General features: G+C 58.1%; 23 protein-coding genes. 13 read left to right on the forward strand and 10 right to left on the reverse strand.

The features are described from left to right. Window positions 1-31 precede the first annotated feature (31 nt). Both MHZ89_RS00390 and MHZ89_RS00395 read left to right on the forward strand, forming a co-directional pair. Window positions 32-1,453, forward strand: coding sequence for a M20 family metallopeptidase (locus tag MHZ89_RS00390; RefSeq protein WP_311781395.1), 1,422 nt, complete (start codon window positions 32-34; stop codon window positions 1,451-1,453). Beyond that, window positions 1,450-2,724, forward strand: a complete 1,275-nt coding sequence (locus tag MHZ89_RS00395; RefSeq protein WP_311781396.1) for an MFS transporter — start codon at window positions 1,450-1,452, stop codon at window positions 2,722-2,724. The genes MHZ89_RS00390 and MHZ89_RS00395 overlap by 4 nt, the downstream gene beginning before the upstream one ends. 31 nt (window positions 2,725-2,755) lie before the next feature. Here MHZ89_RS00395 and aldA read toward each other — a convergent pair whose 3' ends face one another. Then, on the reverse strand, window positions 2,756-4,195 hold the full coding sequence (gene aldA / locus MHZ89_RS00400) for an aldehyde dehydrogenase (protein WP_311781397.1): 1,440 nt from the start codon (window positions 4,193-4,195) through the stop codon (window positions 2,756-2,758). A gap of 240 nt (window positions 4,196-4,435) precedes the next feature. On the opposite strand from aldA, the gene MHZ89_RS00405 reads away from it, so the two are divergent. Beyond that, a complete protein-coding gene (locus tag MHZ89_RS00405) occupies window positions 4,436-4,702 on the forward strand; it encodes a DksA/TraR family C4-type zinc finger protein (RefSeq protein ID WP_311781398.1) in 267 nt (88 codons plus the stop codon). 1 nt (window position 4,703) lies between these two features. Here the strand turns inward: MHZ89_RS00405 and MHZ89_RS00410 are convergent, their stop codons facing one another. Both MHZ89_RS00410 and MHZ89_RS00415 read right to left on the reverse strand, forming a co-directional pair. After that, complete coding sequence (locus tag MHZ89_RS00410) at window positions 4,704-4,802, reverse strand: YoaK family small membrane protein (RefSeq protein WP_143806249.1); 99 nt, start codon at window positions 4,800-4,802, stop codon at window positions 4,704-4,706. Between the two features lie 21 nt (window positions 4,803-4,823). Next, window positions 4,824-5,147, reverse strand: coding sequence for a hypothetical protein (locus MHZ89_RS00415; protein WP_311781399.1), 324 nt, complete (start codon window positions 5,145-5,147; stop codon window positions 4,824-4,826). A 357-nt stretch (window positions 5,148-5,504) separates the two neighbouring features. Here MHZ89_RS00415 and rhaT point away from each other — a divergent pair, with 357 nt between their 5' ends. Continuing rightward, window positions 5,505-6,539 (forward strand): L-rhamnose/proton symporter RhaT, encoded by a 1,035-nt coding sequence (gene rhaT, locus MHZ89_RS00420; protein ID WP_311781400.1) that lies wholly within the window; start codon window positions 5,505-5,507, stop codon window positions 6,537-6,539. Between the two features lie 207 nt (window positions 6,540-6,746). Here rhaT and rhaR read toward each other — a convergent pair whose 3' ends face one another. Together rhaR and rhaS are read right to left on the reverse strand one after the other, a co-directional pair. Then, window positions 6,747-7,619, reverse strand: a complete 873-nt coding sequence (gene rhaR / locus MHZ89_RS00425; RefSeq protein WP_311781401.1) for an HTH-type transcriptional activator RhaR — start codon at window positions 7,617-7,619, stop codon at window positions 6,747-6,749. A 14-nt stretch (window positions 7,620-7,633) separates the two neighbouring features. Beyond that, window positions 7,634-8,455: an HTH-type transcriptional activator RhaS gene (gene rhaS / locus MHZ89_RS00430; RefSeq protein ID WP_311781402.1), complete on the reverse strand. Its 822-nt coding sequence runs from the start codon at window positions 8,453-8,455 to the stop codon at window positions 7,634-7,636. A 290-nt stretch (window positions 8,456-8,745) separates the two neighbouring features. Between rhaS and rhaB the strand changes: the two genes are divergently transcribed. From rhaB to rhaM, 4 genes are read left to right on the forward strand one after another with little or no spacing between them, the layout of a single operon-like run. Then, entirely contained in the window at window positions 8,746-10,227 is a 1,482-nt protein-coding gene (gene rhaB, locus MHZ89_RS00435; RefSeq protein ID WP_311781403.1) for a rhamnulokinase, read from the forward strand. Continuing rightward, window positions 10,211-11,467, forward strand: a complete 1,257-nt coding sequence (locus MHZ89_RS00440; RefSeq protein ID WP_311781404.1) for an L-rhamnose isomerase — start codon at window positions 10,211-10,213, stop codon at window positions 11,465-11,467. The genes rhaB and MHZ89_RS00440 overlap by 17 nt, the downstream gene beginning before the upstream one ends. A gap of 9 nt (window positions 11,468-11,476) precedes the next feature. Next, window positions 11,477-12,319, forward strand: a complete 843-nt coding sequence (gene rhaD, locus MHZ89_RS00445; protein ID WP_311781405.1) for a rhamnulose-1-phosphate aldolase — start codon at window positions 11,477-11,479, stop codon at window positions 12,317-12,319. Then, window positions 12,309-12,623, forward strand: a complete 315-nt coding sequence (gene rhaM / locus MHZ89_RS00450; RefSeq protein ID WP_311781406.1) for an L-rhamnose mutarotase — start codon at window positions 12,309-12,311, stop codon at window positions 12,621-12,623. The genes rhaD and rhaM overlap by 11 nt, the downstream gene beginning before the upstream one ends. A 59-nt stretch (window positions 12,624-12,682) precedes the next feature. Here rhaM and MHZ89_RS00455 read toward each other — a convergent pair whose 3' ends face one another. Beyond that, complete coding sequence (locus MHZ89_RS00455) at window positions 12,683-13,333, reverse strand: TetR/AcrR family transcriptional regulator (RefSeq protein ID WP_311781407.1); 651 nt, start codon at window positions 13,331-13,333, stop codon at window positions 12,683-12,685. Window positions 13,334-13,625: 292 nt separating this feature from the next. Between MHZ89_RS00455 and bhsA the strand changes: the two genes are divergently transcribed. Together bhsA and MHZ89_RS00465 are read left to right on the forward strand one after the other, a co-directional pair. Continuing rightward, a complete protein-coding gene (gene bhsA / locus MHZ89_RS00460; RefSeq protein ID WP_120452666.1) occupies window positions 13,626-13,883 on the forward strand; it encodes a multiple stress resistance protein BhsA in 258 nt (85 codons plus the stop codon). Window positions 13,884-13,914: 31 nt separating this feature from the next. Continuing rightward, window positions 13,915-14,172, forward strand: a complete 258-nt coding sequence (locus tag MHZ89_RS00465) for a hypothetical protein (protein WP_311781408.1) — start codon at window positions 13,915-13,917, stop codon at window positions 14,170-14,172. A gap of 45 nt (window positions 14,173-14,217) precedes the next feature. On the opposite strand, the gene MHZ89_RS00470 is transcribed toward MHZ89_RS00465, so the two are convergent. From MHZ89_RS00470 to MHZ89_RS00485, 4 genes are all read right to left on the reverse strand, one after another. Then, on the reverse strand, window positions 14,218-15,402 hold the full coding sequence (locus tag MHZ89_RS00470) for a sugar transporter (protein WP_311781409.1): 1,185 nt from the start codon (window positions 15,400-15,402) through the stop codon (window positions 14,218-14,220). A gap of 175 nt (window positions 15,403-15,577) precedes the next feature. Beyond that, window positions 15,578-16,120 (reverse strand): cytochrome b561, encoded by a 543-nt coding sequence (gene cybB / locus MHZ89_RS00475; RefSeq protein ID WP_311781410.1) that lies wholly within the window; start codon window positions 16,118-16,120, stop codon window positions 15,578-15,580. 124 nt (window positions 16,121-16,244) lie between these two features. Further along, a complete protein-coding gene (locus tag MHZ89_RS00480) occupies window positions 16,245-16,496 on the reverse strand; it encodes a hypothetical protein (RefSeq protein ID WP_120452659.1) in 252 nt (83 codons plus the stop codon). A gap of 161 nt (window positions 16,497-16,657) precedes the next feature. Further along, complete coding sequence (locus MHZ89_RS00485; protein WP_311781411.1) at window positions 16,658-17,917, reverse strand: MFS transporter; 1,260 nt, start codon at window positions 17,915-17,917, stop codon at window positions 16,658-16,660. Window positions 17,918-18,010: 93 nt separating this feature from the next. Between MHZ89_RS00485 and MHZ89_RS00490 the strand changes: the two genes are divergently transcribed. The 3 genes from MHZ89_RS00490 to bioD all read left to right on the forward strand — a co-directional run bounded on the left by MHZ89_RS00490 (window position 18,011) and on the right by bioD (window position 21,064). After that, window positions 18,011-18,907, forward strand: a complete 897-nt coding sequence (locus MHZ89_RS00490; RefSeq protein ID WP_311781412.1) for a LysR family transcriptional regulator — start codon at window positions 18,011-18,013, stop codon at window positions 18,905-18,907. 136 nt (window positions 18,908-19,043) lie between these two features. Beyond that, a complete protein-coding gene (locus tag MHZ89_RS00495; RefSeq protein WP_311781413.1) occupies window positions 19,044-20,261 on the forward strand; it encodes an ROK family protein in 1,218 nt (405 codons plus the stop codon). Window positions 20,262-20,365: 104 nt separating this feature from the next. Next, entirely contained in the window at window positions 20,366-21,064 is a 699-nt protein-coding gene (bioD, locus tag MHZ89_RS00500) for a dethiobiotin synthase (protein ID WP_311781414.1), read from the forward strand. The last annotated feature ends 63 nt before the right edge of the window (window positions 21,065-21,127 follow it).

The following is a 21,127-nucleotide window of genomic DNA, read 5'->3' on the forward strand; positions in this document are numbered from 1 at the left end:
CAACTACAGAACAAAAAAAGACAGGGCAAACATGACGGAACAACAGGCTATTCAACAGGCGATGCGCTACTTCGACAGCGGGGAATTTAAACAGCTTCTGGCGCGCCGCGTGGCGTGCGTGACCGAAAGCCAGCGCGCGGATCGCGACGGCGAGCTACATCACTATTTGCACGAAGAGATCGCGCCGCAGCTGTCGGCACTTGGCTTTGCGCTGCACTTTATCGACAATCCGGTCGTAGAAAACCGCCCGTTTCTGGTGGCAACGCGCATCGAGGACGAGGCGCTGCCGACGCTGCTCGTCTATGGCCACGGCGACGTGGTGTTTGGCGATGATGACAACTGGCGTGACGGACTTGCGCCCTGGCGGCTGACGGAAGAGGGCGATCGCTGGTATGGGCGCGGCAGCGCCGATAACAAAGGGCAACACTGTATCAATCTTGCGGCGCTGGAGCAGGTTTACCAGGCGCGCGGCGGCCGTCTCGGCTTTAACTGCAAAATCCTGTTCGAGATGGGCGAAGAGATTAGCTCGCCAGGGCTGGCCGAGCTGTGCCAGCAACAGCAGGCGCTGCTGCGTGCTGACCTCTTTATCGCGTCGGACGGGCCGCGCGTCAGCGCGCCGCGGCCTACGCTGTTTCTGGGATCGCGCGGCGCGGCCAATTTCCGTCTGACCATTAACGCACGCGACAACGCCTACCACTCTGGCAACTGGGGCGGGCTGTTAAGCAACCCCGGCACGCAGCTGGCAAACGCTATCGCCTCGCTGGTCAACGCGCATGGCGTGCTGCAGGTCGAGGCGCTGAAGCCCGACTCGCTGAGCGCGGCGGTGCGCGCCATTCTCAGCGATATCGAGCCAGGCGGTATGCCGGGCGATCCGGCGCTGGACGCAAACTGGGGCGAACCCGGCCTGACCCCTGCCGAACGCCTTTACGGCTGGAACACGCTGGAGGTGCTGGCGTTCGAAACCGGCAACCCGGCGCGTCCGATGAACGCCATTCCCGGTAAGGCGACCGCTGTGTGTCAGCTACGTTTTGTGGTGGGCACCGACTGGGAGAATCTGGTAACGCACGTCGAGGCGCATCTGCGCGCTCAGGGTTTTGACAATGTTCAGGTCGATTTCCTGCGCGGATCGCCCGCAACGCGTCTTGATCCCCAAAGCCCGCTGGTCGCCTGGGCGCTGGAGAGCCTTGCCGCCAGCAGCGGCAAAAAACCGGCGCTGCTGCCTAATCTGGGCGGCTCGCTGCCGAATGAGGTCTTTTCCGACATTCTCGGCCTGCCGACACTGTGGGTGCCACACTCCTATCCCGCCTGCGGCCAACACGGCGTTAACGAGCATATGCTGAAGTCCATAGCGCGCGAAGGCTTGCTGATTATGACGCGGCTGTTCTGGCAGCTGGGCGAAGAGGGCGAGGCGCTGCTGGCGCGACAGCAGGCTTATCAGGGGGCGCGCGCATGAGCAACCTGACGCAAGCGGTTCCGCTGGTTCAGAGCAAGCCGAGCCTGCATAAGACCCTGTTCGCCACCTGTATCGGCAATGCGCTGGAGTGGTTCGATATTGCGGTCTACGGCTTTTTCGCCAGCTATATCGCGCACGCCTTTTTTCCCACCAGCGACGCCTCCGTTTCGCTGCTGCTCACCTTCGGCAGCTTTGGCGTCTCCTTTCTTATTCGGCCGCTCGGCGCGGTGGTGCTGGGCAACTATGCCGATCGCCACGGGCGCAAAAAGGCGCTGCTGCTCTCCATTAATCTGATGATGCTGGGCGGCGCGATAATCACCTTTATGCCGGAGTACGGCACCATCGGGCTGGCGGCGCCGCTGTTGATTATGCTGGCGCGTCTGATTCAGGGGTTCTCGGCGGGTGGGGAGTTCGGCAGTTCCACGGCGTTCCTGGTGGAGCACTTTCCCGAGCGTAAAGCCTTTATCGCCAGCTGGCAGTTCGCGACACAGGGCGCGAGCACGCTGATGGCTTCCGCTTTCGGGCTGGGACTGACGCAGATGCTCAGCGAGACGCAGATGCTGTCGTGGGGCTGGCGCATTCCTTTCGCCTTTGGACTGCTGATCGGCCCGCTGGGGCTTTATATCCGTCGCCACGTTCATGAGCCAGCCAGCTTTATGCAGCAGGAGAAACCAGAAGCGCCCCTGAAGCAGCTGTTTGGCCGTCAGAAAGAGCTGATGCTGCTGGCGGTCGGTCTGATGGTGATTTCAACAGCGGTAAACTACATGCTGAACTATGTGCCGACCTATGCCACCAAAACGCTGCATCTGCCGGGAAGCGTCGCCTTTAGCGCCACGCTGCTGGCAGGTATTATTCTGACCCTGGTGACGCCGCTGATGGGGCTCTGGGCTGAACGCGTGGGACGTGTGCCGCTGATGTGGGGTTCGCTGCTGCTGTTGCTGGTAACGATTTATCCAGCCTTTCGCTATATGGTGAATCACACCTCGCCGCTGACGCTGCTGCTGCTGGTGGGCTGGATGGCGCTGCTGAAATCGATCTACTTCTCCACTGTGCCTTCGGTGATGGCGGATCTTTTTCCGCTCGGCACGCGCGCCAGCGGCATGGCAATCAGCTATAACGTGGCGGTCACGATCTTCGGCGGTTTTGCGCCGCTGATCTGTACATTGCTGATTAACGCCACCGGCAGCAGCCTTGCGCCGGGTTACTATCTTATGGCGGTATCGCTGCTGAGCGCCGCGGCGCTGCTGCGCAGCCGTCATCGTGTCGCATAAAGAACAGCCGCCCGTAAAGGGCGGCTTACAGTTAAAGCGAGAACTGCAGATAGGCGACGTGCGTCTGCAGATACTCCTCCAGCCCGTGACGCCCGTCCGCGCCGCCGATGCCCGATTTACGCCAGCCCGCGTGGAAGCCCTGCATCGCTTCGAAGTTCTCACGGTTGACATAGGTTTCGCCGAACTTCAGCTTACGCAGCGCCACCATAGTGGTATTAAGATTCTGCGTATAGAGAGAAGAGGTCAGGCCATATTCGCAGTCGTTGGCCAGCGCAATGGCCTCGTCCAGCGTTTTGAACGTCATGACCGGCAGTACCGGCCCAAAGATCTCTTCGCGCATGATCTCCATATCCTGACGCACGTCGGTGATAATGGTCGGCTCGAAAAAGAAGCCTTTATTGCCGGCGCGTTTGCCGCCCAGCACCACTTTGCCGCCAGCCGCCACGGCGTCCGCCACCTTTTTCTCCACGCGCGCCAGCGCGGCGGCGGTAATCAGCGGCCCCATATCTATCTCGCGCTGCTCCGCCGGATCGCCAAATTTAACGGCTTTAAACGCCTCGGTTAAGGCGGTCATAAAGCGATCGTAAACGCCTTCCTGCACATAGACACGCTCTGCGCAGTTGCAGACCTGTCCGCTGTTGATCACGCGCGAGCTGACGATCGCCTTCACCGCCAGGTCCACGTCGGCATCATCCATCACGATAGCTGGCGCTTTACCACCCAGCTCCAGCGAAACCTTAGTGACGTTCTTCGCCGCCGCCGCCATGGTGGCTACGCCCGCGCCGACGCTGCCGGTCAGGCTGACCAGACCGACTCGGGGGTCAGAGGCCAGCTGTTGGCCTATCTCCGGGCCATAGCCATAGACAAAATTGATTACGCCCGGCGGCAGGCCGATATGATGCGCGATCTCAGCGAAGATGCCAGCGTTGAGCGGCGTCAGTTCGCTTGGTTTAATCACGATGGTATTGCCGGTAATCAGCGCCGGTGCGGCTTTACGCGCAATCAAAAAGAAAGGGAAGTTCCACGGCAGAATGCCGGTGGTCACGCCGATCGCCTTTTTAAATACGAAAATATTTTCATTGGGGCGATCGCTGTTGACGATCTCGCCTTCATAGCGGCGCGCCCACTCGGCCATATAGTCGAGATAATCAGCGGTAAACAATACTTCTGTCTGCGCCAGCCCCTGCGTTTTGCCTCCTTCAGCGACGATGGTGGCGGTCAGTTCCGGCTCGCGGTCGCGAATAGCCTCCGCCAGCTTGCGCAACCAGCTGCCGCGCTCAACGGCGGGCAGGGCTTCCCAGGCGGGCTGCGCGATTTCGGCCGCCTCTATCGCGCGGCTGGCCTCCTGCGCGCAGCCTTCGGGTATGCGAGCCAGCAGCGCTTCGGTCGCAGGATTGATCACCTCAATCCATTTATCGCTCTGGTGCGCGACAAATTCGCCGTTAATGTAATGTTTTAGTTCTGTTGTCATCCGCTGTATCTCCGATGTCGGGTACGTTAATAAAATGTTTTATAAATGCAGCGTGAAACAAAACAGACCGCGACACCTTAGTCTGGCTGCCATCCGCGGCGCGGCGCTGGCAAACAAACGCAGATTAAAGTGATGACGGCGACAAAAGGTTGTATTCATCCGCTATGGCCCGCATATCTTCTCTACGTTGCGCAAAACGGATTTTGGGCCAACACTTTCAGGAAGCATGAGGAGGATGTTATGGCTAGCGGATGGGCGTCAGACGGCGCCGTTCAGGAACAGATCGAAAGTACAGTTAACGATGAGATCGCTCGCGTGCGCGGCACGATGAGCAAGGGCGAAAGCGCGGAATTTTGCGACGAGTGCGGCGAGCCGATACCGCAGGCGCGCCGTGAAGCGGTGCCGGGCGTACGCTTCTGCCTGGCCTGTCAGCAGGCGCACGATAAGCAGCTAAAAGGCTGCGCCCTCTATAACCGACGCGGCAGTAAAGACAGCCAGCTGCGTTAGTTCAGGAACCTGGCATGGCGAGTCCGCTGCCGATAAACCATGCCAGAAAACCGACGCCAGCGACAATAATGGCGATCGGAAACAGAATACCCACTCTCATAGCAACCTCGTTATCTCCGCGTCAGGCGACCTGCATCACCGCACGGTGCGTTTTCAGCATACTGAAAAGTTGAAACTGGCTGGCGTCGCTGACGTCGCGCAGCACTTCCCCTTTTTTATAGATAATGGTGTGAACCTTGCCTAGCTGACGCCATACCACAAGCGCCGAGGCGATCAGCGCGCAGTTCTCTTCCGCCTGTTGACACTCCAGCGTGGCGTACTGCGCCTCTTCCAGTTCATTAATAAAAATCTTTAACGCGCTGGCGGGCAGAATGGCGCGCAGGTCATCCAGCATCACCCGACTTACTGAGCGCGTTAAGAACAGCGTTAACCATTTCCCCGTCATCTCAATCCCGGCAGTAGAAGATTTTCTACGTCTTATACGGCGTTAACGGCCATTAGTGAAGTGATCTTTCCTTTTTTGCCAGGGTTACATAAAAGGCGGCAGCCAGCGGATAAATGTGCTGCGCGGCACAACAATTTTCAAAAAAAACCTTAATAATAAGAGGCTTAATTAATTTCCGCGCGGCGATTCCGACAAAGCAGAAACTGTGATCCGCGTAGGGGCTAACTGGTGGATATTGCCATTCACGCTTTGCAAACGGCAGCTATCCAAAGGCTGAGGCGTTCAGGCGCGCCGTAGACTGCCTGCTGATCAGGAACCGGGTTTCCTGTAGGCCTCAACCTTACGCAAGGAATAACAATGAACAGTGCCATTATCGCAGGTATCTTCTGGCATCTCGTCGGTGCTGCCAGCGCAGCGTGTTTCTACGCGCCGTTTAAACAGGTGAAAAAGTGGTCATGGGAAACGATGTGGTCAGTGGGGGGCTTTATGTCCTGGCTGATCCTGCCGTGGGCCGTGAGTGCCGTACTGCTGCCCAACTTCTGGGCCTACTACAGCAGCTTCAGCCTCTCACAGCTGCTGCCGGTATTTCTGTTCGGCGCGATGTGGGGCATCGGCAATATTAACTACGGCCTGACGATGCGCTATCTCGGCATGTCGATGGGGATCGGTATCGCCATCGGCATTACGCTGGTGGTCGGCACCCTGATGACGCCGCTGATTCAGGGACGCTTTGGCGAGCTGTTCGCCTCAACCGGCGGCCGGTTAACCCTGCTCGGCGTCGCCGTGGCGCTGGTGGGCGTAGCGATCGTTTCGCGTGCCGGCCTGCTGAAAGAGCGCGCGCTGGGGATCAATGCGGAAGAGTTCAATCTTAAAAAAGGGCTGCTGCTGGCGGTGCTGTGCGGCATTTTTTCGGCAGGTATGTCGTTTGCCATGGATGCGGCTAAGCCGATGCATGAAGCGGCGGCGCAGCTGGGCATCGATCCGCTCTACGTCGCGCTGCCAAGCTACGTGGTAATTATGGGCGGCGGGGCGCTGGTTAACCTGGCATTCTGTTTTATCCGCCTGGCGGTTAAGCCGGAGCTGTCGCTGCGGCAGGATCTTTCCGTGGCGAAACCGCTGCTGATCGCCAATATCGCTTTTGCGGTGCTGGGCGGCACCATGTGGTATCTGCAATTTTTCTTCTATGCCTGGGGCCACGCAAGAATCCCGCCGCAGTATGACTACGTGAGCTGGATGCTGCATATGAGCCTCTATGTGCTGTGCGGCGGGCTGGTCGGTTTGCTGATGAAAGAGTGGAAATCGGCGGGTCGCCGTCCGGTCAGCGTGCTGTCTATCGGCTGCGTGGTGATTATTATCGCCGCTAATATTGTCGGGCTTGGGCTGGCCGCCTGAGTGTATGCAGGGTAAGAACAAGCAAGGCATGGGTGTACAAGAGTGTGCCAGCGCGGGTGAGAAGGCCCGATCGCAAAGACGCAAAAGACGGCATCCATGCCAGCTCGGCCCGCGACATCCCTGTCGCGGGACGCTTTGCTCTTCGGGCCTTTTCACCCGCTTAGCAGACTCTGGGCATGGCCTGAGAAATTAAGGGCAACCTCTTTTTCACGACGGCGCGCGGTCCTGTGCTGAGCTTCCCGAGCGCTGCGGCACAAACCGCTGACGCCAGGCGCTGGGCGTTAAACCCGTTTCGCGCGTAAAGACTACCGAGAAATAGTTGCTGTCATCGAAGCCGCAGCGCGCCGCCACTTCACTGATCAGACAATCCTGGGTGCGCAGCAGATATTTTGCCTGACAAAGCTGCAGCTGCCGCAGATAGTGACCGACCGTCATCCCGGTCTGCTGGCGAAACAGCTGCTTCAGCGCACGTTCGTTCAGCGAATTTTGCTGGCAAAAGGTCGCCAGATCGAAGGGGCGCGCCACCGCGCCCTGTAGCGCCGACATCAGCAGATCGAGCTGTTCGCCTTCCGGCAGCGCCCAGGGACGATCGGCTGCATAGCCGTGGCGGCGAAGAATAAGCGCCAGCTGTAAAAAAAGCGCCTCCGTAAGCTGAATGGAAAGGGGATCGCTTTTGCGGCTTTCGCGCTCCAGCTGGCTGATCACGCCGCGCGCCAGCGCCATGCCGCGGGTGGTCAGACGCCAGTAGCCCGGCGCGTCAACGCCTTGCGGCGGCAAGAGTTGTCCCCAGTCGAGAGCAAGACCGAAGCGATCGCGACAGTAGAGGATATTGTCCAGCACCAGGTCGTGAACGCTGTCATAGCTGTGGCAATCCTGGTCGCGGATATAGAAGACGTCGCCGCAGGTAATCAGCCAGGGGCGATCGTTGAGAATATGCAGGCCGTTGCCGCGCCAGACGATGACAATTTCGCTAAACTCATGCCGGTGAGCGGGAAAAGAGGGTTGCGGCATACGTTCAGCCACCGTAACCGGCAGGCCAGGCGTGGGAAAATAGTCGTCCCGACTCAGTATCAGCGTCATCGCTCGCTCCTTTTTTACATCATCTGCTGGCGCTCCGCTCGCGGTGCGCAGCCAAATTCACGCCTAAACAGGGTAGAGAAGTGGTTGCTGTCGCCGAAACCGCACTGAAAGGCGATATCGGTGATCCGCAGATCGCTGTGGCGCAGTAGATGGCGCGCCTGCAGCAGCCGCAGGCGGTTCAGATAGCGCTGTGGCGTACTGCCTGTTTGCTGCTTCATCTGACGATGCAGCGTGCGCAGCGACAGCGAAAAACGGTCAGCCAGCGCTTCCCACATAATATCTTCACTGTAGTGATCGTTAAGCCAGTCGAGCAGACGATGCAGGCGGGCTTCCTGATCCTGCGCCTGTTCATTGCGGCACGCTTCGCGCAGCAAAACCAGCAGTTGCAAGAAGAGCTGCTCCTGGCGAGCCTGTTTCTCCAGAGACCAGCCCTCATCCTGCCGCATCTTCGCCACGACATCCAGCGCCTGCGTCATGGCTTTGTTATTTATACGCCAGTGTGAGGCGTAGTTGCCCTCTCGCTCGCTCGGCAACAGCGTCTGCAATCCTGAAAGAAAGCGAAAGGCGGCAGGGCTGCGATAGAGCACGTTGGTCAGGCAGAGATTATCCGTCTGCTCATACAGATGCCGATCGTGATCGCGTACGAAGCAGACACAACCGGCGCACAGCGTTTGTGGCTGCCCGTTAAACACATGAATGCCCGAACCCTGTTCCACCAGCACAATTTCATGGAAATCATGATGATGCTCAGGAAACGCCTGCTGCGGCACGCGCGGTTCAATAGCGATAGCGTAATCACCCTGAGGAAAGAAATCGGCGCTGTGTAAAATTGTCATAGTGGCCTCGTCCGTTTAACAAAAGCGTAACCGAGTCTACTCAGCGCCCACGCCGCTTACCTTGAATTTTCTACTGCGAAGCGCAGGAAATTCGCTTTTTATTCAAGATATTCCCGCCAGATAAAAGAATTGCGGCGAAGCTCACATCTGCTGCCCTTACTTCTCTGTGATCTCTCTCACGAACATCTTTGCAAACCTGCCAGCGGCATAGTCGCGCTGGCAGTACGGGGAAGGTGGCGAACACGTAACGTTTTTACTCTGTCAGCATCATATCTAAGGAAGAATGGGCCATGAGTAAGCGAAATATCGTTGCGGTTGATTTAGGCGCATCCAGCGGACGCGTGATGCTCGCCCGATGGGACGCCGCATCACAGCAAATCGATCTGCGCGAGGTGCGTCGTTTCGCCAGTCTTCGCGAACGTCGGGGCGGCTATGACTGCTGGGATCTCGACCATCTTGAGCGCGAGATCCGCGCCGGGCTGGCGCAGCTGGACGATGAAGGCATCGTGCCGGACAGCATCGGCATCGACACCTGGGGCGTTGATATGGTGCTGCTGGATAAGGCGGGCAATCGGGTCGGCGAAGCGGTGAGCTATCGCGATAAACGCACCCACGGGCTGATGGAGCAGGCGCTGCGCGATCTGGGCAAAGAGGCTATTTATAGCCGCACCGGCATCCAGTTTCTGCCGTTTAATACTCTTTATCAGTTTCGCGCCCTGAGCCAGCAGCAGCCTGACTGGAAAGAGCAGGCCGCCCATGCGCTGATGATCCCCGACTATCTGCACTATCGCCTGACCGGCAAGCTCAACTGGGAATATACCAACGCCACCACCACGCAGCTGTTGAATATTGAAAGCGGCGAGTGGGACGCTGAGTTGCTCGACTGGGCGGGCGCGTCGCCTGAGTGGTTCGGCAAACCCACGTCGCCGGGCAATGTTATCGGTTACTGGCAGAACGCCAGCGGCGTCGACATTCCGGTCATCGCCGTTACGACACACGATACCGCCAGCGCGGTGCTTGCCACGCCGCTGACCCAGGAGAATGCGGCCTATCTCAGCTCCGGCACCTGGTCGCTGATGGGATTCGAAAGCCTGCTGCCTTACGCCAGCGCAGCTGCGCTCCAGGCCAATATCACCAACGAGGGCGGCGCAGAGGGCTATCGCGTTCTGAAAAACATTATGGGGCTATGGCTGCTGCAGCGGATCTGCGCCGAGCTGCAGATCGACGATCTCTGCGCGCTGATCGCGGAGACGCAAAAAGAGCCCGCCTGTCGCGCGCTGATCAATCCTAACGACGCGCGCTTTATCAATCCCGACAGCATGGTGAACGAAATTCAGAATGCCTGCGCCGAACAGCATATGGCGGTGCCGCAGTCCGCCGCTGCGCTGGCGCGCTGTATTTTCGACAGCCTTGCGCTGCTCTATCGCGAAGTGCTTAACGAACTGGCCGGGCTGCGCGGCAGCGCGTTTCGTCAGCTGCATATTGTGGGCGGCGGCAGCCAGAACCAGTTTCTCAACCAGCTTTGTGCCGACGCCTGCGAAATACCGGTGCTGGCCGGCCCGGTCGAAGCCTCGACGCTGGGCAATGTCGGCTGCCAGCTTATCGCATTAGGCGAGCTGGCCGACGTAGCGGATTTTCGCCGCTGCGTAGAAAAAAACTTCCCATTAAAGACATTTAAACCGCTGACCAACAGCGCCTTTCGTGCCTGCCAGGCACGCTTCTCGGCGCTGACTCAGCCTGCTAAGGAACTCGCATATGACAAAGCTGATTGAGCAAGCCTTTGAGCTGGCTAAACAACGTTATGCCGATATCGGCGTGGATGTCGATCAGGCAATGGCGCGACTGGATAGCGTTCCGGTCTCCATGCACTGCTGGCAAGGCGACGACGTACGCGGCTTCGAGAACCCGCAAGGCGCGCTGACCGGCGGTATTCAGGCGACCGGCAACTACCCAGGGAAAGCGCGCAACGCCGCTGAGCTGCGCGCCGATCTGGAAAAGGCGATGTCGCTGATCCCAGGACCTAAGCGCCTGAACCTGCACGCAATCTATCTGGAAAGCGATACGCCGGTAGAGCGCGACGCCATTGAGCCGAAGCACTACGTCGGCTGGGTGGAGTGGGCGAAACAGCAGCAGCTGGGACTGGATTTTAATCCGAGCTGCTTCTCGCATCCGTTGAGCGCCGACGGGTTTACGCTCTCACACCCTGACAAGGCGATCCGTCAGTTCTGGATCGATCACTGTAAAGCGAGCCGTCGCGTCTCGGCTTATTTTGGCGAGCAGCTCGGTACGCCGTCGGTAATGAATATCTGGGTGCCAGACGGCATGAAGGATCTGACTGTCGATCGCCTTGCGCCGCGTCAGCGACTGCTGAGCGCGCTGGATGAGGTGATCGCCGACAAGCTCGATCCGCAGCACCATATCGATGCGGTGGAGAGCAAGCTGTTCGGCATCGGCGCGGAAAGCTATACCGTCGGTTCCAACGAGTTCTTTATGGGCTACGCCACCAGCCGTCAGACCGCGCTGACGCTGGATGCGGGCCATTTTCACCCGACTGAAGTGATCTCCGACAAGATCTCTACGGCCATGCTCTACGTGCCGCGCCTGCTGCTGCACGTCAGCCGCCCGGTGCGCTGGGACAGCGACCATGTGGTGCTGCTGGACGATGAAACTCAGGCGATCGCCAGCGAAATCGTGCGGCATCAGCTGTTCGACAAAGTGCATATCGGCCTCGACTTCTTCGATGCCTCTATCAACCGTATCGCCGCCTGGGTCATTGGCACACGCAACACGAAAAAAGCATTGCTGCGCGCGCTGCTGGAACCGACCGAGCGCCTGCGTCAGGCAGAAGCGGCAGGGGATTACACCGCGCGTCTTGCGCTGCTGGAAGAGCAGAAATCGCTGCCGTGGCAGGCGGTATGGGAGGCATGGTGTCTACATCACGACGTGCCCGCCGATGCCAGCTGGTTAAGCAGTGTCCGCGATTATGAAAAACAAATTCTGAGCCAACGTTAAGGATTCACTATGCAAAGCATTCTTTCATCCTGGTTTGTTCAGGGAATGGTTAAAGCGACCAGCGATATGTGGCTGAAGGGCTGGGACGAACGTAATGGCGGCAACGTATCGCTGCGCCTGCTTGAGGAAGAAACAGCGCCGTTCGCTGCCGACTTTTACGCGGAGCCGCGCTGCGTTGAGCTGACGAAACCGGCCCCTGAGCTGGCGAACTGCTGGTTCCTTGTTACCGGCTCCGGCAAATTTTTCCGCAATGTACAGCTCGATCCGGCTGACTCTCTGGCGTTGTTAAAGATTGATGAGAAAGGGCTGTCGTACAAGATTCACTGGGGACTGGCTAACGGCGGGCTGCCTACCTCAGAGCTGGCGGCGCACTTTCAGTCCCATAGCGTGCGTAAAGCGGTCTCCGGCGGCGCGGACCGCGTGATTATGCACTGCCACGCGACGAACTTTATGGCACTGAGCTATGTGGTGGATCTCGATTCGGCACGCTTTACTCGTCTGTTATGGGAAGGCAGCACTGAGTGTCTGGTGGTGTTTCCTGACGGCGTCGGTATTCTGCCCTGGATGGTGCCGGGAACGGATGAAATTGGCCAGGCGACAGCCGATCAGATGGCGTCGCACAGCATTGTGATGTGGCCGTTCCACGGTATTTTTGGCGCTGGGCCGACGCTGGATGAAACCTTCGGCTTGATCGACACGGCGGAGAAATCCTCTGAAGTGATCGTAAAGGTTCTGTCGATGGGCGGTATTCGACAGAGCATCACAACCGAACAGCTGGTCGCGCTGGGCAAACGCTTCAACGTTAAGCCCTGGCAGGCCGCTCTTGACGCAGGGCCAGCCAATGCTTCGTAAAGCCTTTGTCATGCAGGTCAATGCGGAGTGCCATCAGGAGTATGAGCGCCGCCATTCGCCCATCTGGCCGGAACTGGCGGAAACGCTGAAGGTACACGGCACGCACAACTACGCTATCTGGCTAGATGCCGAACGTAATTTGCTGTTTGCCAGCGTGGAAATAGAGTCGGAGGAGCGCTGGAATGCCGTCGCGCAAACGGAAGTGTGTCAACGCTGGTGGGCGTCAATGAAAGATTTGATGCCGAGCAATCCTGACAACAGCCCGATCAGTCAGCCGTTAAAACCGGTCTTTTTTCTCGAGTAGGCGATTGTGACAGAGGGCGGGGACTTACCCGCCCTGATTACTTCATAGCGTAAAAATATTCAGCGCGACTTCATACACTGACCGGTCAGCGTTGGCCACATCGCCATCAGCGTATCAATAATATTATCGAGATCCCCCTGCGGCGCACCTTCACGCGCCCGCACCGACATGCCTTGCACCATACAGGCAAGATAGCGAGCCAGAGAAAGAATATCGACCTGCGCCGGGATTTCGCCGCGCTGCTGACGGGCGGCCAGGAAATCCAGCAGGGTCTGTTGCTGCGCGTCATGCTGCTGGCGCAGCATATGGGCAATCTCGCTTGATGACGAAGAGAGCGCAGTCGAGGTGCAGATAAAAAAGCAGCCCGACGGGGTATCGCAGTCAGTAAAGCAGGCCGCCGTGGCGCGGAACCAGCCCTCAATCGCTTCGGTAACGGATTTATTCTCATCCTGTAGCGCAGCATTGCGCCAGGCGCTAAAGCGCTCGATATAGCGCTCCATCGCGGCGCGGAACAGGCCTTCCTTATTCACGAACTCGGCGTAAAGCGTAGGTGCTTTCGCACCGGTAGCGGCAACCAGATCGGAAAGAGAGGTACCCTCATAGCCGTGAGTCCAGAACAGCGTCAGGGCTTTGTCCAGCGCAGCGTCCCGATCGAAGGTTCTTGGCCGACCACGACATTTCTTCTGTGCTTCATCATATTGCTGACTCATAGATCCTCACTTCTGTAAAAGGCTCTATTAAATTACCGATCATTAAGAAAATATGCAAGCCAGCCGGCCTCCCAACGGAAGCTGGTTATCATTTTGTGCCGCACGCGGTGCTTTTCCCCCTTATGGTTAAGTGCAAAAGGGCGTCAAAGCCCATAATCACGCCACTTCCGCATTAAAATAACGATCGCTAAAAAAATATTGACGCAAGGTCGCTGCATGCACTACTATTTATTTAACGATCGTTAATTAATTTAACGACACCTTTTCAAACCCGAATATGAGAGCCGATATCATGAAAACCACTAAACTGACCCTGGCCGCGCTGGCCCTTACTACCCTGACTTTTGGTGCTTTCGCTGCTGAGCAGGTTGTCAGCGATCCTCTGCATCAGACGCCGGTAGGCACAATCTCCGCGCAGGGCGGTGCCAACCTTGATTCACTGGAAGCGCAGCTGAACGCGAAAGCGGATGCCGCAGGCGCGAAATCTTTCCGCATCACCTCTACCTCCGGTCAGAACAACCTGCACGGCACAGCGGTGATTTATCAGTAAGTGAGTCGCGTCGGAGAGCAGGAGAGAGAAGATGAAAAGCGTGAAATATAGTCTACTGGCAGCGTTGCTTGGCGTGGTTTCATTTGCCAGCGGCGCGGCGCAACAGCCAGAAGCTGCGCCTTATTATCAGACCGAGGCCGTAACGGTGAACGTCAGCGGCAGCAGCAGCCTGATTTCTCTGGAGCAGCAGCTGTCGGGGAAGCAGGACAATGGCCGCGTAAAGTCTTTTCGCATCACTTCGACCTCTGGCGCGAGCAGGCTGTCTGGCACCGCCGCCAGCCTTAACTAAGTCAGTAAAAAGGGGCTTCAGAAAATCATTCTGAAGCCCCTTTTTTTATCCGTTGCTGCGCAGCTGCGGATATCTGCGGAAGATAGCGATACACCAGAACAGCGCAACCAGTCCCAGCAGCCCGCCGATATTGCCGACGTCTGCCATGCTCAGATGTTTACTAACCTGATTGCCCAGCAGCGCGCCCGCGCCGATGCCGATATTATAGATGCCTGACATCAGCGACATCGCCACATCGGTTGCATCTGGCGCCAGCGACAGCACGCGCACCTGCATCGCCAGCCCGATCATCATCATCGCCATGCCCCACAGAATACAGAGCGTCGAAATTGCTGCCGGACGGACAGCGGCAAAAATCAGCAGCCCCATGCAGAGCGTAATGGTCGCAATCGCGCCGATCAGCAGCGCGGAAGGGAATTTATTGCCCAGCGAGCTAAAGAGCACGCTGCCCAGAATACCGGCAGAGCCAAACAGCAGCAGCAGCAGCGTAGTGAAGTTTTCATCCGCGTCCGCAACAAACTGCATAAACGGCTCTATATAGCTGTAGGCGGTATAGTGCGCGGTGACCACCAGCGTGACCAGCAGATACATGCTCACCAGCGCCGGTCGGCGAAACAGCATCGGGACGCTGCTCAGCGAGCCGGTATGTTCGCTCGGCAGACGCGGCAGAATGCGCGCCAGCAGCACCATCAGAACCAGTGCCGAGACGCCAATCATGCCGAAGGTGGTGCGCCAGCCAAGATATTGTCCCACTACGCGGCCGATGGGTACGCCCAGCACCATCGCCAGGGCGGTGCCGGTCGCCAGCATACTTAACGCCTGGGTTTTTTTACCGGCTGGCGCAACGCGTATCGCCAGCGAGGCGGTAATTGACCAGAAGACCGCGTGCGCCAGCGCGATGCCGATGCGCGACACCACCAGCGAATTGAAACTCCACGCAAAGGTGGAAAGCACATGGCTGGCGATAAAGATCAGAAACAGCACCGAAAGCAGTATGCGTCGCTCGATATTACGCGTAAGCAGCATCAGTGGTAGCGAAAGCAGCGCCACTACCCAGGCATAAATAGTGAGCATAATGCCCACGTCAGCGCTTTTCATGCTGAAGCTGGCGCCGATGTCCGAGAGCAGGCCAACGGGCACAAATTCAGTGGTATTAAAAACAAAGGCGGCGATAGCCAGCAGCACCACGCGTAGCCAGGCCGTTTTACGGGATACAGTAGTTGATTGCATGAAAATAAAATTAGTCAGAACAACAGCAAACAGATGCGGCTTTCACATCCACGATAGTGACTTGCGTCACAAATTATCGACTATTGTGGAGGATTTGCACGGTAAGGGGAACGCTGAAACGCAGTTTTATTCCTGAAAGTTTTTTATCGCCCGACCGGCGGGCGATAAAAAGCGGTTATCGATGAGAAGATTTGCCTGGCATCATCCGCGTGAGCGTATTGTCCCGAAGAAAATAGTGATGGAACAGCGCGCCCAGGGCGTGCAGGCCGATAAGCCAGTATCCCAGCGGCGCCAGAGTTTCATGCCAGTCGATTAAGCTATCGGAAAGGTCGAAATTGGGTTCGCTCGCGACCGGCATAGGAATACCGAACAGCCACCAGTCGCGTCCGCGCAGATAGCGCGACGTGAGCCCCAGAATGGGCAGGGTAATAAACAGGGCGTAAATCAGCGTGTGCACCAGATGCGCCAGACCCGATTGCCAGCGAGCGATGGGCGGCGTTATGACAGGAGTGCGGTGGCGCGTGCGTAAAAACAGGCGCGCCACCATCAGCAGCAGAACGGTAAAGCCTGCGCTGAAGTGAGTGATAATCATCGCGTAGCCCTGCCAGGAGCCGCGCTGGGCCAGGCCGCGCAGCTCAATAGTGGCGTAAGCCAGCGCGACCAGCAGGAAGGTCAGCCAGTGCAGGGTAATTTGTGAAGCGGCATATTTTTCGCGCATAGTCTGCTCATGCAACAGGAAGAAGAACTCTACCTTACTGGAAAAACATGCAAAATCTTAACAAACTGGCGCAACGGCGTCAGGCCCGCGGCTGACCTCTGCTTTCAGGCCAGCATAATCAGAGTCAGGCGATATGCTTTAGTGCCACGCTATTCTGACTCCTCAGGTTTTTTTTTACCGGCAGCGGACAACAGGCCTCACAACCCAGCGCTCGAGGGTAGTACTTGCGCGCCTGCTGGATAGCGGCATTCGCCGTGTAAAAAGTGCCAAGAAACAGGCGCGCTTCAAGCGGGGGAAGATACTGGCAGCCTGCGGCGTGCACCACATGGTTATCGTTATAGCCGGAAATTTTAGAAACGTAATAGTAATGGCCCACAGGGACATCCTCATTGCTGTGAATAAAAAAACATTTATTGTTGGAGTGAGAGGGATTATAGCGGGGATTAACGGCTTTTTTCTTGCTGGTACTGATTAGTCGGTCGACTAAGGCTTAACAGGCTAAAAAGGACGCATCTGCGTCCTTTTTGGTGATAGTTGTTACAGGTTTTTTTGCTGAAGGCGCCAGCCTACCAGCAGGGCGAGAAGCAGCAGCGCGGAGATAAAAAGGGTGATGCCTGCCCAGCCATAGCTGTGCCAGAACACGCCGCCAAGGGTACCGGCTACGCTGGAACCGACATAGTAGCTGAAGAGATAGAGCGATGACGCCTGACCTTTAGCGCGGCGCGCGCGCGGGCCGATCCAGCCGCTGGCGACGGAGTGCGCGGCGAAAAAGCCGGCGGTAAAGAGCATCATCCCCAGTAAAATCCACCACACTGCGCTGAATGCGGTAAGCAACAGGCCCGCCAGCATCAGGGCCGTCGCGCCAAGCAGCACCGGACCGCGACCCAGCTTCATCGTCAGCGCGCCCGCCTTAGGGGAACTCCAGGAGCCGGTCAGATAAACCACGGAGAGCAGGCCAACAATCGCCTGGCTGAGATGATAGGGCGCGCCGAGCAGGCGATAGCCAATATAGTTGAACAGCGTGACGAAGGCGCCCATCAGCAGAAAGCCTTCGGCGAACAGCAGCGGCAGGCCAGCATCGCGCCAGTGCAGCCGGAAATTGATCATCAGGCTGCGCGGCTTGAGCGACGCCGGTCGAAAATGACGCGAAGCGGGCAGAATGCGCCAGAACATCAGCGCCGAGGCGAGAGCGCAGCAGCCAATCACTGCAATGGCGATGCGCCATGAAAAGAAGTCGGTCAGCACGCCGCTCAGCAGTCGGCCGCTCATGCCGCCGATAGAGTTGCCGCTGATATAAAGCCCCATGGAAAACGCGATAACGCTCGGGTGGATCTCCTCGCTCAGATAGGTCATGCCGACGGCGGCAACGCCGCTGAGGGAGAGGCCCGTCAGCGCGCGCATCAGCAAAATACTATGCCAGCTGTTCATGGTCGCGGAAACCAGCGTACAGAGCGCGGCCAGCATCAGCGCCGTCACCATCACGTTCTTACGCCCGATGGCGTCGGAAAGCGGGCCTGTCACCAGCAAACCCAACGCCATCAGTCCGGTTGCGATAGAGAGCGAAATGCTGCTTTCGGCGGGCGAAACGCCGAACTGCGCCGACAGCACCGGTAAAATAGGCTGCACGCAGTAAAGCAGCGCAAAGGTCGCCAGACCGGCGGAGAAGAGCGCCAGGGTCACGCGCATAAACTGCGGCGTGCCGCGTTTAATCCATACGGACGATGAAGCCGGCGAAACCGCGGCAGAGTCGGCTAACTCATTATCGTCAAGGGTGACCGCCTGAGAAGAGCGACGCACGTTAATTCCTCATATAAAAGCAACAGGCTTACTCTAGGAAAGCGTCAATAGGTTGTCTAATATATTAATAATCTCAATTGATATGTTGAAAATATGAATATTGAACTGCGTCACCTGCGCTATTTTCTGGCGGTTGCGGAAGAACTTCACTTTGGCCGGGCGGCGCAGCGGCTGAATATCTCCCAGCCGCCGCTTAGCCAGCAGATCATGCAGCTGGAGCAGGAGATAGCAGCGAAGCTGTTTACACGCACCAACCGCAGCGTGCAGCTTACGCCGGCGGGTCAGAAGTTTCTCAGCGATGCACGCGCCATTTTACAGCAGGTGGAGCAGGCGGCCGGGCGCGCGGCGCGGCTTGAGCGCGGCGAAGAGGGCGAGCTGCGCATCGGTTTCACCTCTTCCGCGCCCTTTACCGGTCTGGTCTCGGACGCGCTCTATCAGTTCCGTCAGCGCTGGCCGCAGGTGCATATTCAGATGCAGGAGATTAATACGCGCCAGCAGCTTGCCCCGCTGCATGAGGGGCAGCTCGACCTGGGGGTAATGCGCAACACGGCGCTACCGTCCGATTTACGGCATCAGCTGCTGCTGCGCGAGCCGCTACGCGCGGTGGTGCACTGGGCGCACCCGCTGGCGGATGCGGAGTCTATCTCCATCAGCGATCTGGCGAACGAACCCTTTGTCTTTTTCGATCCGCAGGGGGGAACGGCGCTGCACGGTGAAATTCTCAGTCTGCTGCACCGCTACCATATCAAGCCCTACATTATGCAGGAGGTCGGCGAAGCGATGACGATCCTCGGCCTGGTGGCGACCGGTCTCGGCGTCTCGATTTTGCCCGCCTCGTTCGCCCGCGCGCGTCTGGCTGATGTGGTCTGGCTGCCGCTCAGGGAAGAGGATGCGCTGTCGGAGGTGTGGCTGGTTTGGTCTGGCGAGCGCGAACCCTCGATGCAGATGCGCAATATGATGCAGCTTCTGTCGCCTGCTGGCGAAAATTAAGGGCCAGACCTTAACCAAAGCCCGGTTTTTATGTGCTGCAAATCACATTTCAAATCAAATGTTTGACGCTCAACCGCAATCTGCCTCACCATAGTCGCTGTTTATTTAGAAGCGCGAAAATAACCGGGAGCAGGGCGTGAAGCTGGAGAGTCAGCCTGGGCATATTGACCAGATCAAACAGACTAATGCAGGCGTTGTTTACCGCCTGATCGATCTCTACGGTCCGATTTCGCGTATCGAACTTTCCAGGCTGGCGCAGCTGGCGCCTGCCAGTATCACCAAAATCGTGCGTGAAATGCTCGATGCCCATCTGGTGCAGGAAACGGAATTTCAGGAGCCGGGGTCGCGCGGACGACCGGCGATTGGCCTGATTCTCGACACGCTGGCCTGGCACTATCTGGCAGTGCGTCTGCATCATGGCGCGCTGACCCTGACGCTGCGCGATCTCAGCAGCCGCGCGCTGGTAGAGGAGACGTCGCCGCTGCCTAACGAAGCGCAGCAGCCGCTGCTGACGTCGCTGATTGATCGGGTGGACGCCTTTTTTATGCGCCATCAGCGCAAGCTGGAACGGCTGACGGCAATTGCCATTACCTTGCCCGGACTGATCAACGCCGCCTCAGGCGTAGTGCATCGCCTGCCGGGCTATGAGGTGCAGGAGATGCCGCTGGGCGATACGCTGGCGCAGCGCACCGGGGTGCCGGTTTTCGTGCAGCACGACATTTCCGCCTGGACGCTGGCGGAGTCGCTGTTCGGCGCGTCGCGCGGCGCGCAGGATGTGATTCAGATTGTGATTGATGACACCGTCGGCGCAGGCGTGATCAGCGGCGGCCAGCTGCTGCATAAAAGCGGCCGCGCGCTGGTGGAGATTGGGCATACGCAGATCGACCCTTACGGTCAGCAGTGTTATTGCGGCAATCACGGCTGTCTGGAGACGGTCGCCAGCACCGGCAGCCTGCTGGCGCTGGCGGCGCAGCGGCTGCCCACGCAGCCAGAGAGCGTGCTGCATCAGCAGCCCTTAACGCTGGAGTCGCTCTGTCTGGCGGCCCGTCAGGGCGATCGGCTGGCACGCGACGCCATCGCAGGCGTCGGGCATCATGTCGGTCGGATGCTGGCGATGATGGTTAATATTTTCAATCCGCAACATATTCTGATTGGCTCGCCGCTCAATCAGGCTGCCGAGGTGCTGTTTCCCGCCGTAAGCAGCACCATCCGACAGCAGGCGCTGCCCGCCTACAGCGAGTCAATTCAGCTCGCGCCGACCGAATTTGACGAGCCTGGCACCCTTGGCGCGGCGGCGCTGATTAAAGATGCGCTCTACAGCGGCTACCTGTTAGTGAAATTGTTGCAAGGTTAAGCGCGACTGAACTTTGCGCTAACGCAAGCCGCCTGCCATCCGCATTCCCTACAATGCGTTTTGCTTTTTTGTAAAACAAAACCGTTTAGTTGAGGAGGAGTGGGGTGAAAAATCTGTTCATTACCGGCACCGACACCGCTGTAGGGAAGACCGTGGTTTCACGCGCGCTTCTGCAGTATTTCGCACGCGCCGGCCTGAGCGCAGTCGGTTTCAAACCGGTTGCCAGAAACGCCGTACGCAGCGCTGATGGCCTGCGCAGTAAGGATGCGCTGGTTCTGCAGAGCAGCTCAACGCTATCCCTGCCTTACGACGCTGTTAATCCACTGATTTACGAAGAAGATGAGGTCTGCATTCGGCCGCGTGAGCCTGTAGACTATTCGTTACTCAGCCAGCGTTTGCAGCGCCTGCAGCAGCAGTCCGATTGCGTCGTAATCGAGGGAACTGGCGGCTGGCGCAGCCTGATGAATGATGCGAAGCCGCTCTCCGGCTGGGTGGAGCAACACCATATCCCGGTGGTGCTGGTAGTGGGCATCAAACAGGGCTGTCTCAGCCATGCGCTGCTAACCGCCGAGGCGATAACGCGCGACGGGCTGCCGCTGGCGGGCTGGGTCGCAAATCGCATCAATCCAGGGTTGGCGCACTACGCTGAGCTGATTGACGTGCTCAGCGACAGTATCAATGCGCCGCTGCTGGGGGAACTGCCTTATCTGCCGCGTGCCGAACAGCGCGATTTAGCGGGCTATCTTGATCTCTCCTCACTGGGGAAGATCGCCTTGCCCGATTCAGGTGCAAAGATTGCCTGATGGTGAAACATTCTCTTCAAAACCCGCTGCGGCTGTACCGATAGTTTCAGAGGCAGGCGCAGC

Source organism: Pantoea sp. ACRSB (assembly GCF_022346905.1).
Lineage (GTDB): Bacteria > Pseudomonadota > Gammaproteobacteria > Enterobacterales > Enterobacteriaceae > Pantoea > Pantoea piersonii.

What these genes read in the sequence shown, in the direction of transcription:
- MHZ89_RS00390 (WP_311781395.1), top strand. Translation starts at nt 32, where the DNA reads ATGACGGAACAACAGGCTATTCAACAGGCGATGCGCTACTTCGACAGC.
- MHZ89_RS00395 (WP_311781396.1), top strand. Translation starts at nt 1,450, where the DNA reads ATGAGCAACCTGACGCAAGCGGTTCCGCTGGTTCAGAGCAAGCCGAGC.
- aldA (WP_311781397.1), bottom strand. Translation starts at nt 4,195, where the DNA reads ATGACAACAGAACTAAAACATTACATTAACGGCGAATTTGTCGCGCAC.
- MHZ89_RS00405 (WP_311781398.1), top strand. Translation starts at nt 4,436, where the DNA reads ATGGCTAGCGGATGGGCGTCAGACGGCGCCGTTCAGGAACAGATCGAA.
- MHZ89_RS00410 (WP_143806249.1), bottom strand. Translation starts at nt 4,802, where the DNA reads ATGAGAGTGGGTATTCTGTTTCCGATCGCCATTATTGTCGCTGGCGTC.
- MHZ89_RS00415 (WP_311781399.1), bottom strand. Translation starts at nt 5,147, where the DNA reads ATGACGGGGAAATGGTTAACGCTGTTCTTAACGCGCTCAGTAAGTCGG.
- rhaT (WP_311781400.1), top strand. Translation starts at nt 5,505, where the DNA reads ATGAACAGTGCCATTATCGCAGGTATCTTCTGGCATCTCGTCGGTGCT.
- rhaR (WP_311781401.1), bottom strand. Translation starts at nt 7,619, where the DNA reads ATGACGCTGATACTGAGTCGGGACGACTATTTTCCCACGCCTGGCCTG.
- rhaS (WP_311781402.1), bottom strand. Translation starts at nt 8,455, where the DNA reads ATGACAATTTTACACAGCGCCGATTTCTTTCCTCAGGGTGATTACGCT.
- rhaB (WP_311781403.1), top strand. Translation starts at nt 8,746, where the DNA reads ATGAGTAAGCGAAATATCGTTGCGGTTGATTTAGGCGCATCCAGCGGA.
- MHZ89_RS00440 (WP_311781404.1), top strand. Translation starts at nt 10,211, where the DNA reads ATGACAAAGCTGATTGAGCAAGCCTTTGAGCTGGCTAAACAACGTTAT.
- rhaD (WP_311781405.1), top strand. Translation starts at nt 11,477, where the DNA reads ATGCAAAGCATTCTTTCATCCTGGTTTGTTCAGGGAATGGTTAAAGCG.
- rhaM (WP_311781406.1), top strand. Translation starts at nt 12,309, where the DNA reads ATGCTTCGTAAAGCCTTTGTCATGCAGGTCAATGCGGAGTGCCATCAG.
- MHZ89_RS00455 (WP_311781407.1), bottom strand. Translation starts at nt 13,333, where the DNA reads ATGAGTCAGCAATATGATGAAGCACAGAAGAAATGTCGTGGTCGGCCA.
- bhsA (WP_120452666.1), top strand. Translation starts at nt 13,626, where the DNA reads ATGAAAACCACTAAACTGACCCTGGCCGCGCTGGCCCTTACTACCCTG.
- MHZ89_RS00465 (WP_311781408.1), top strand. Translation starts at nt 13,915, where the DNA reads ATGAAAAGCGTGAAATATAGTCTACTGGCAGCGTTGCTTGGCGTGGTT.
- MHZ89_RS00470 (WP_311781409.1), bottom strand. Translation starts at nt 15,402, where the DNA reads ATGCAATCAACTACTGTATCCCGTAAAACGGCCTGGCTACGCGTGGTG.
- cybB (WP_311781410.1), bottom strand. Translation starts at nt 16,120, where the DNA reads ATGCGCGAAAAATATGCCGCTTCACAAATTACCCTGCACTGGCTGACC.
- MHZ89_RS00490 (WP_311781412.1), top strand. Translation starts at nt 18,011, where the DNA reads ATGAATATTGAACTGCGTCACCTGCGCTATTTTCTGGCGGTTGCGGAA.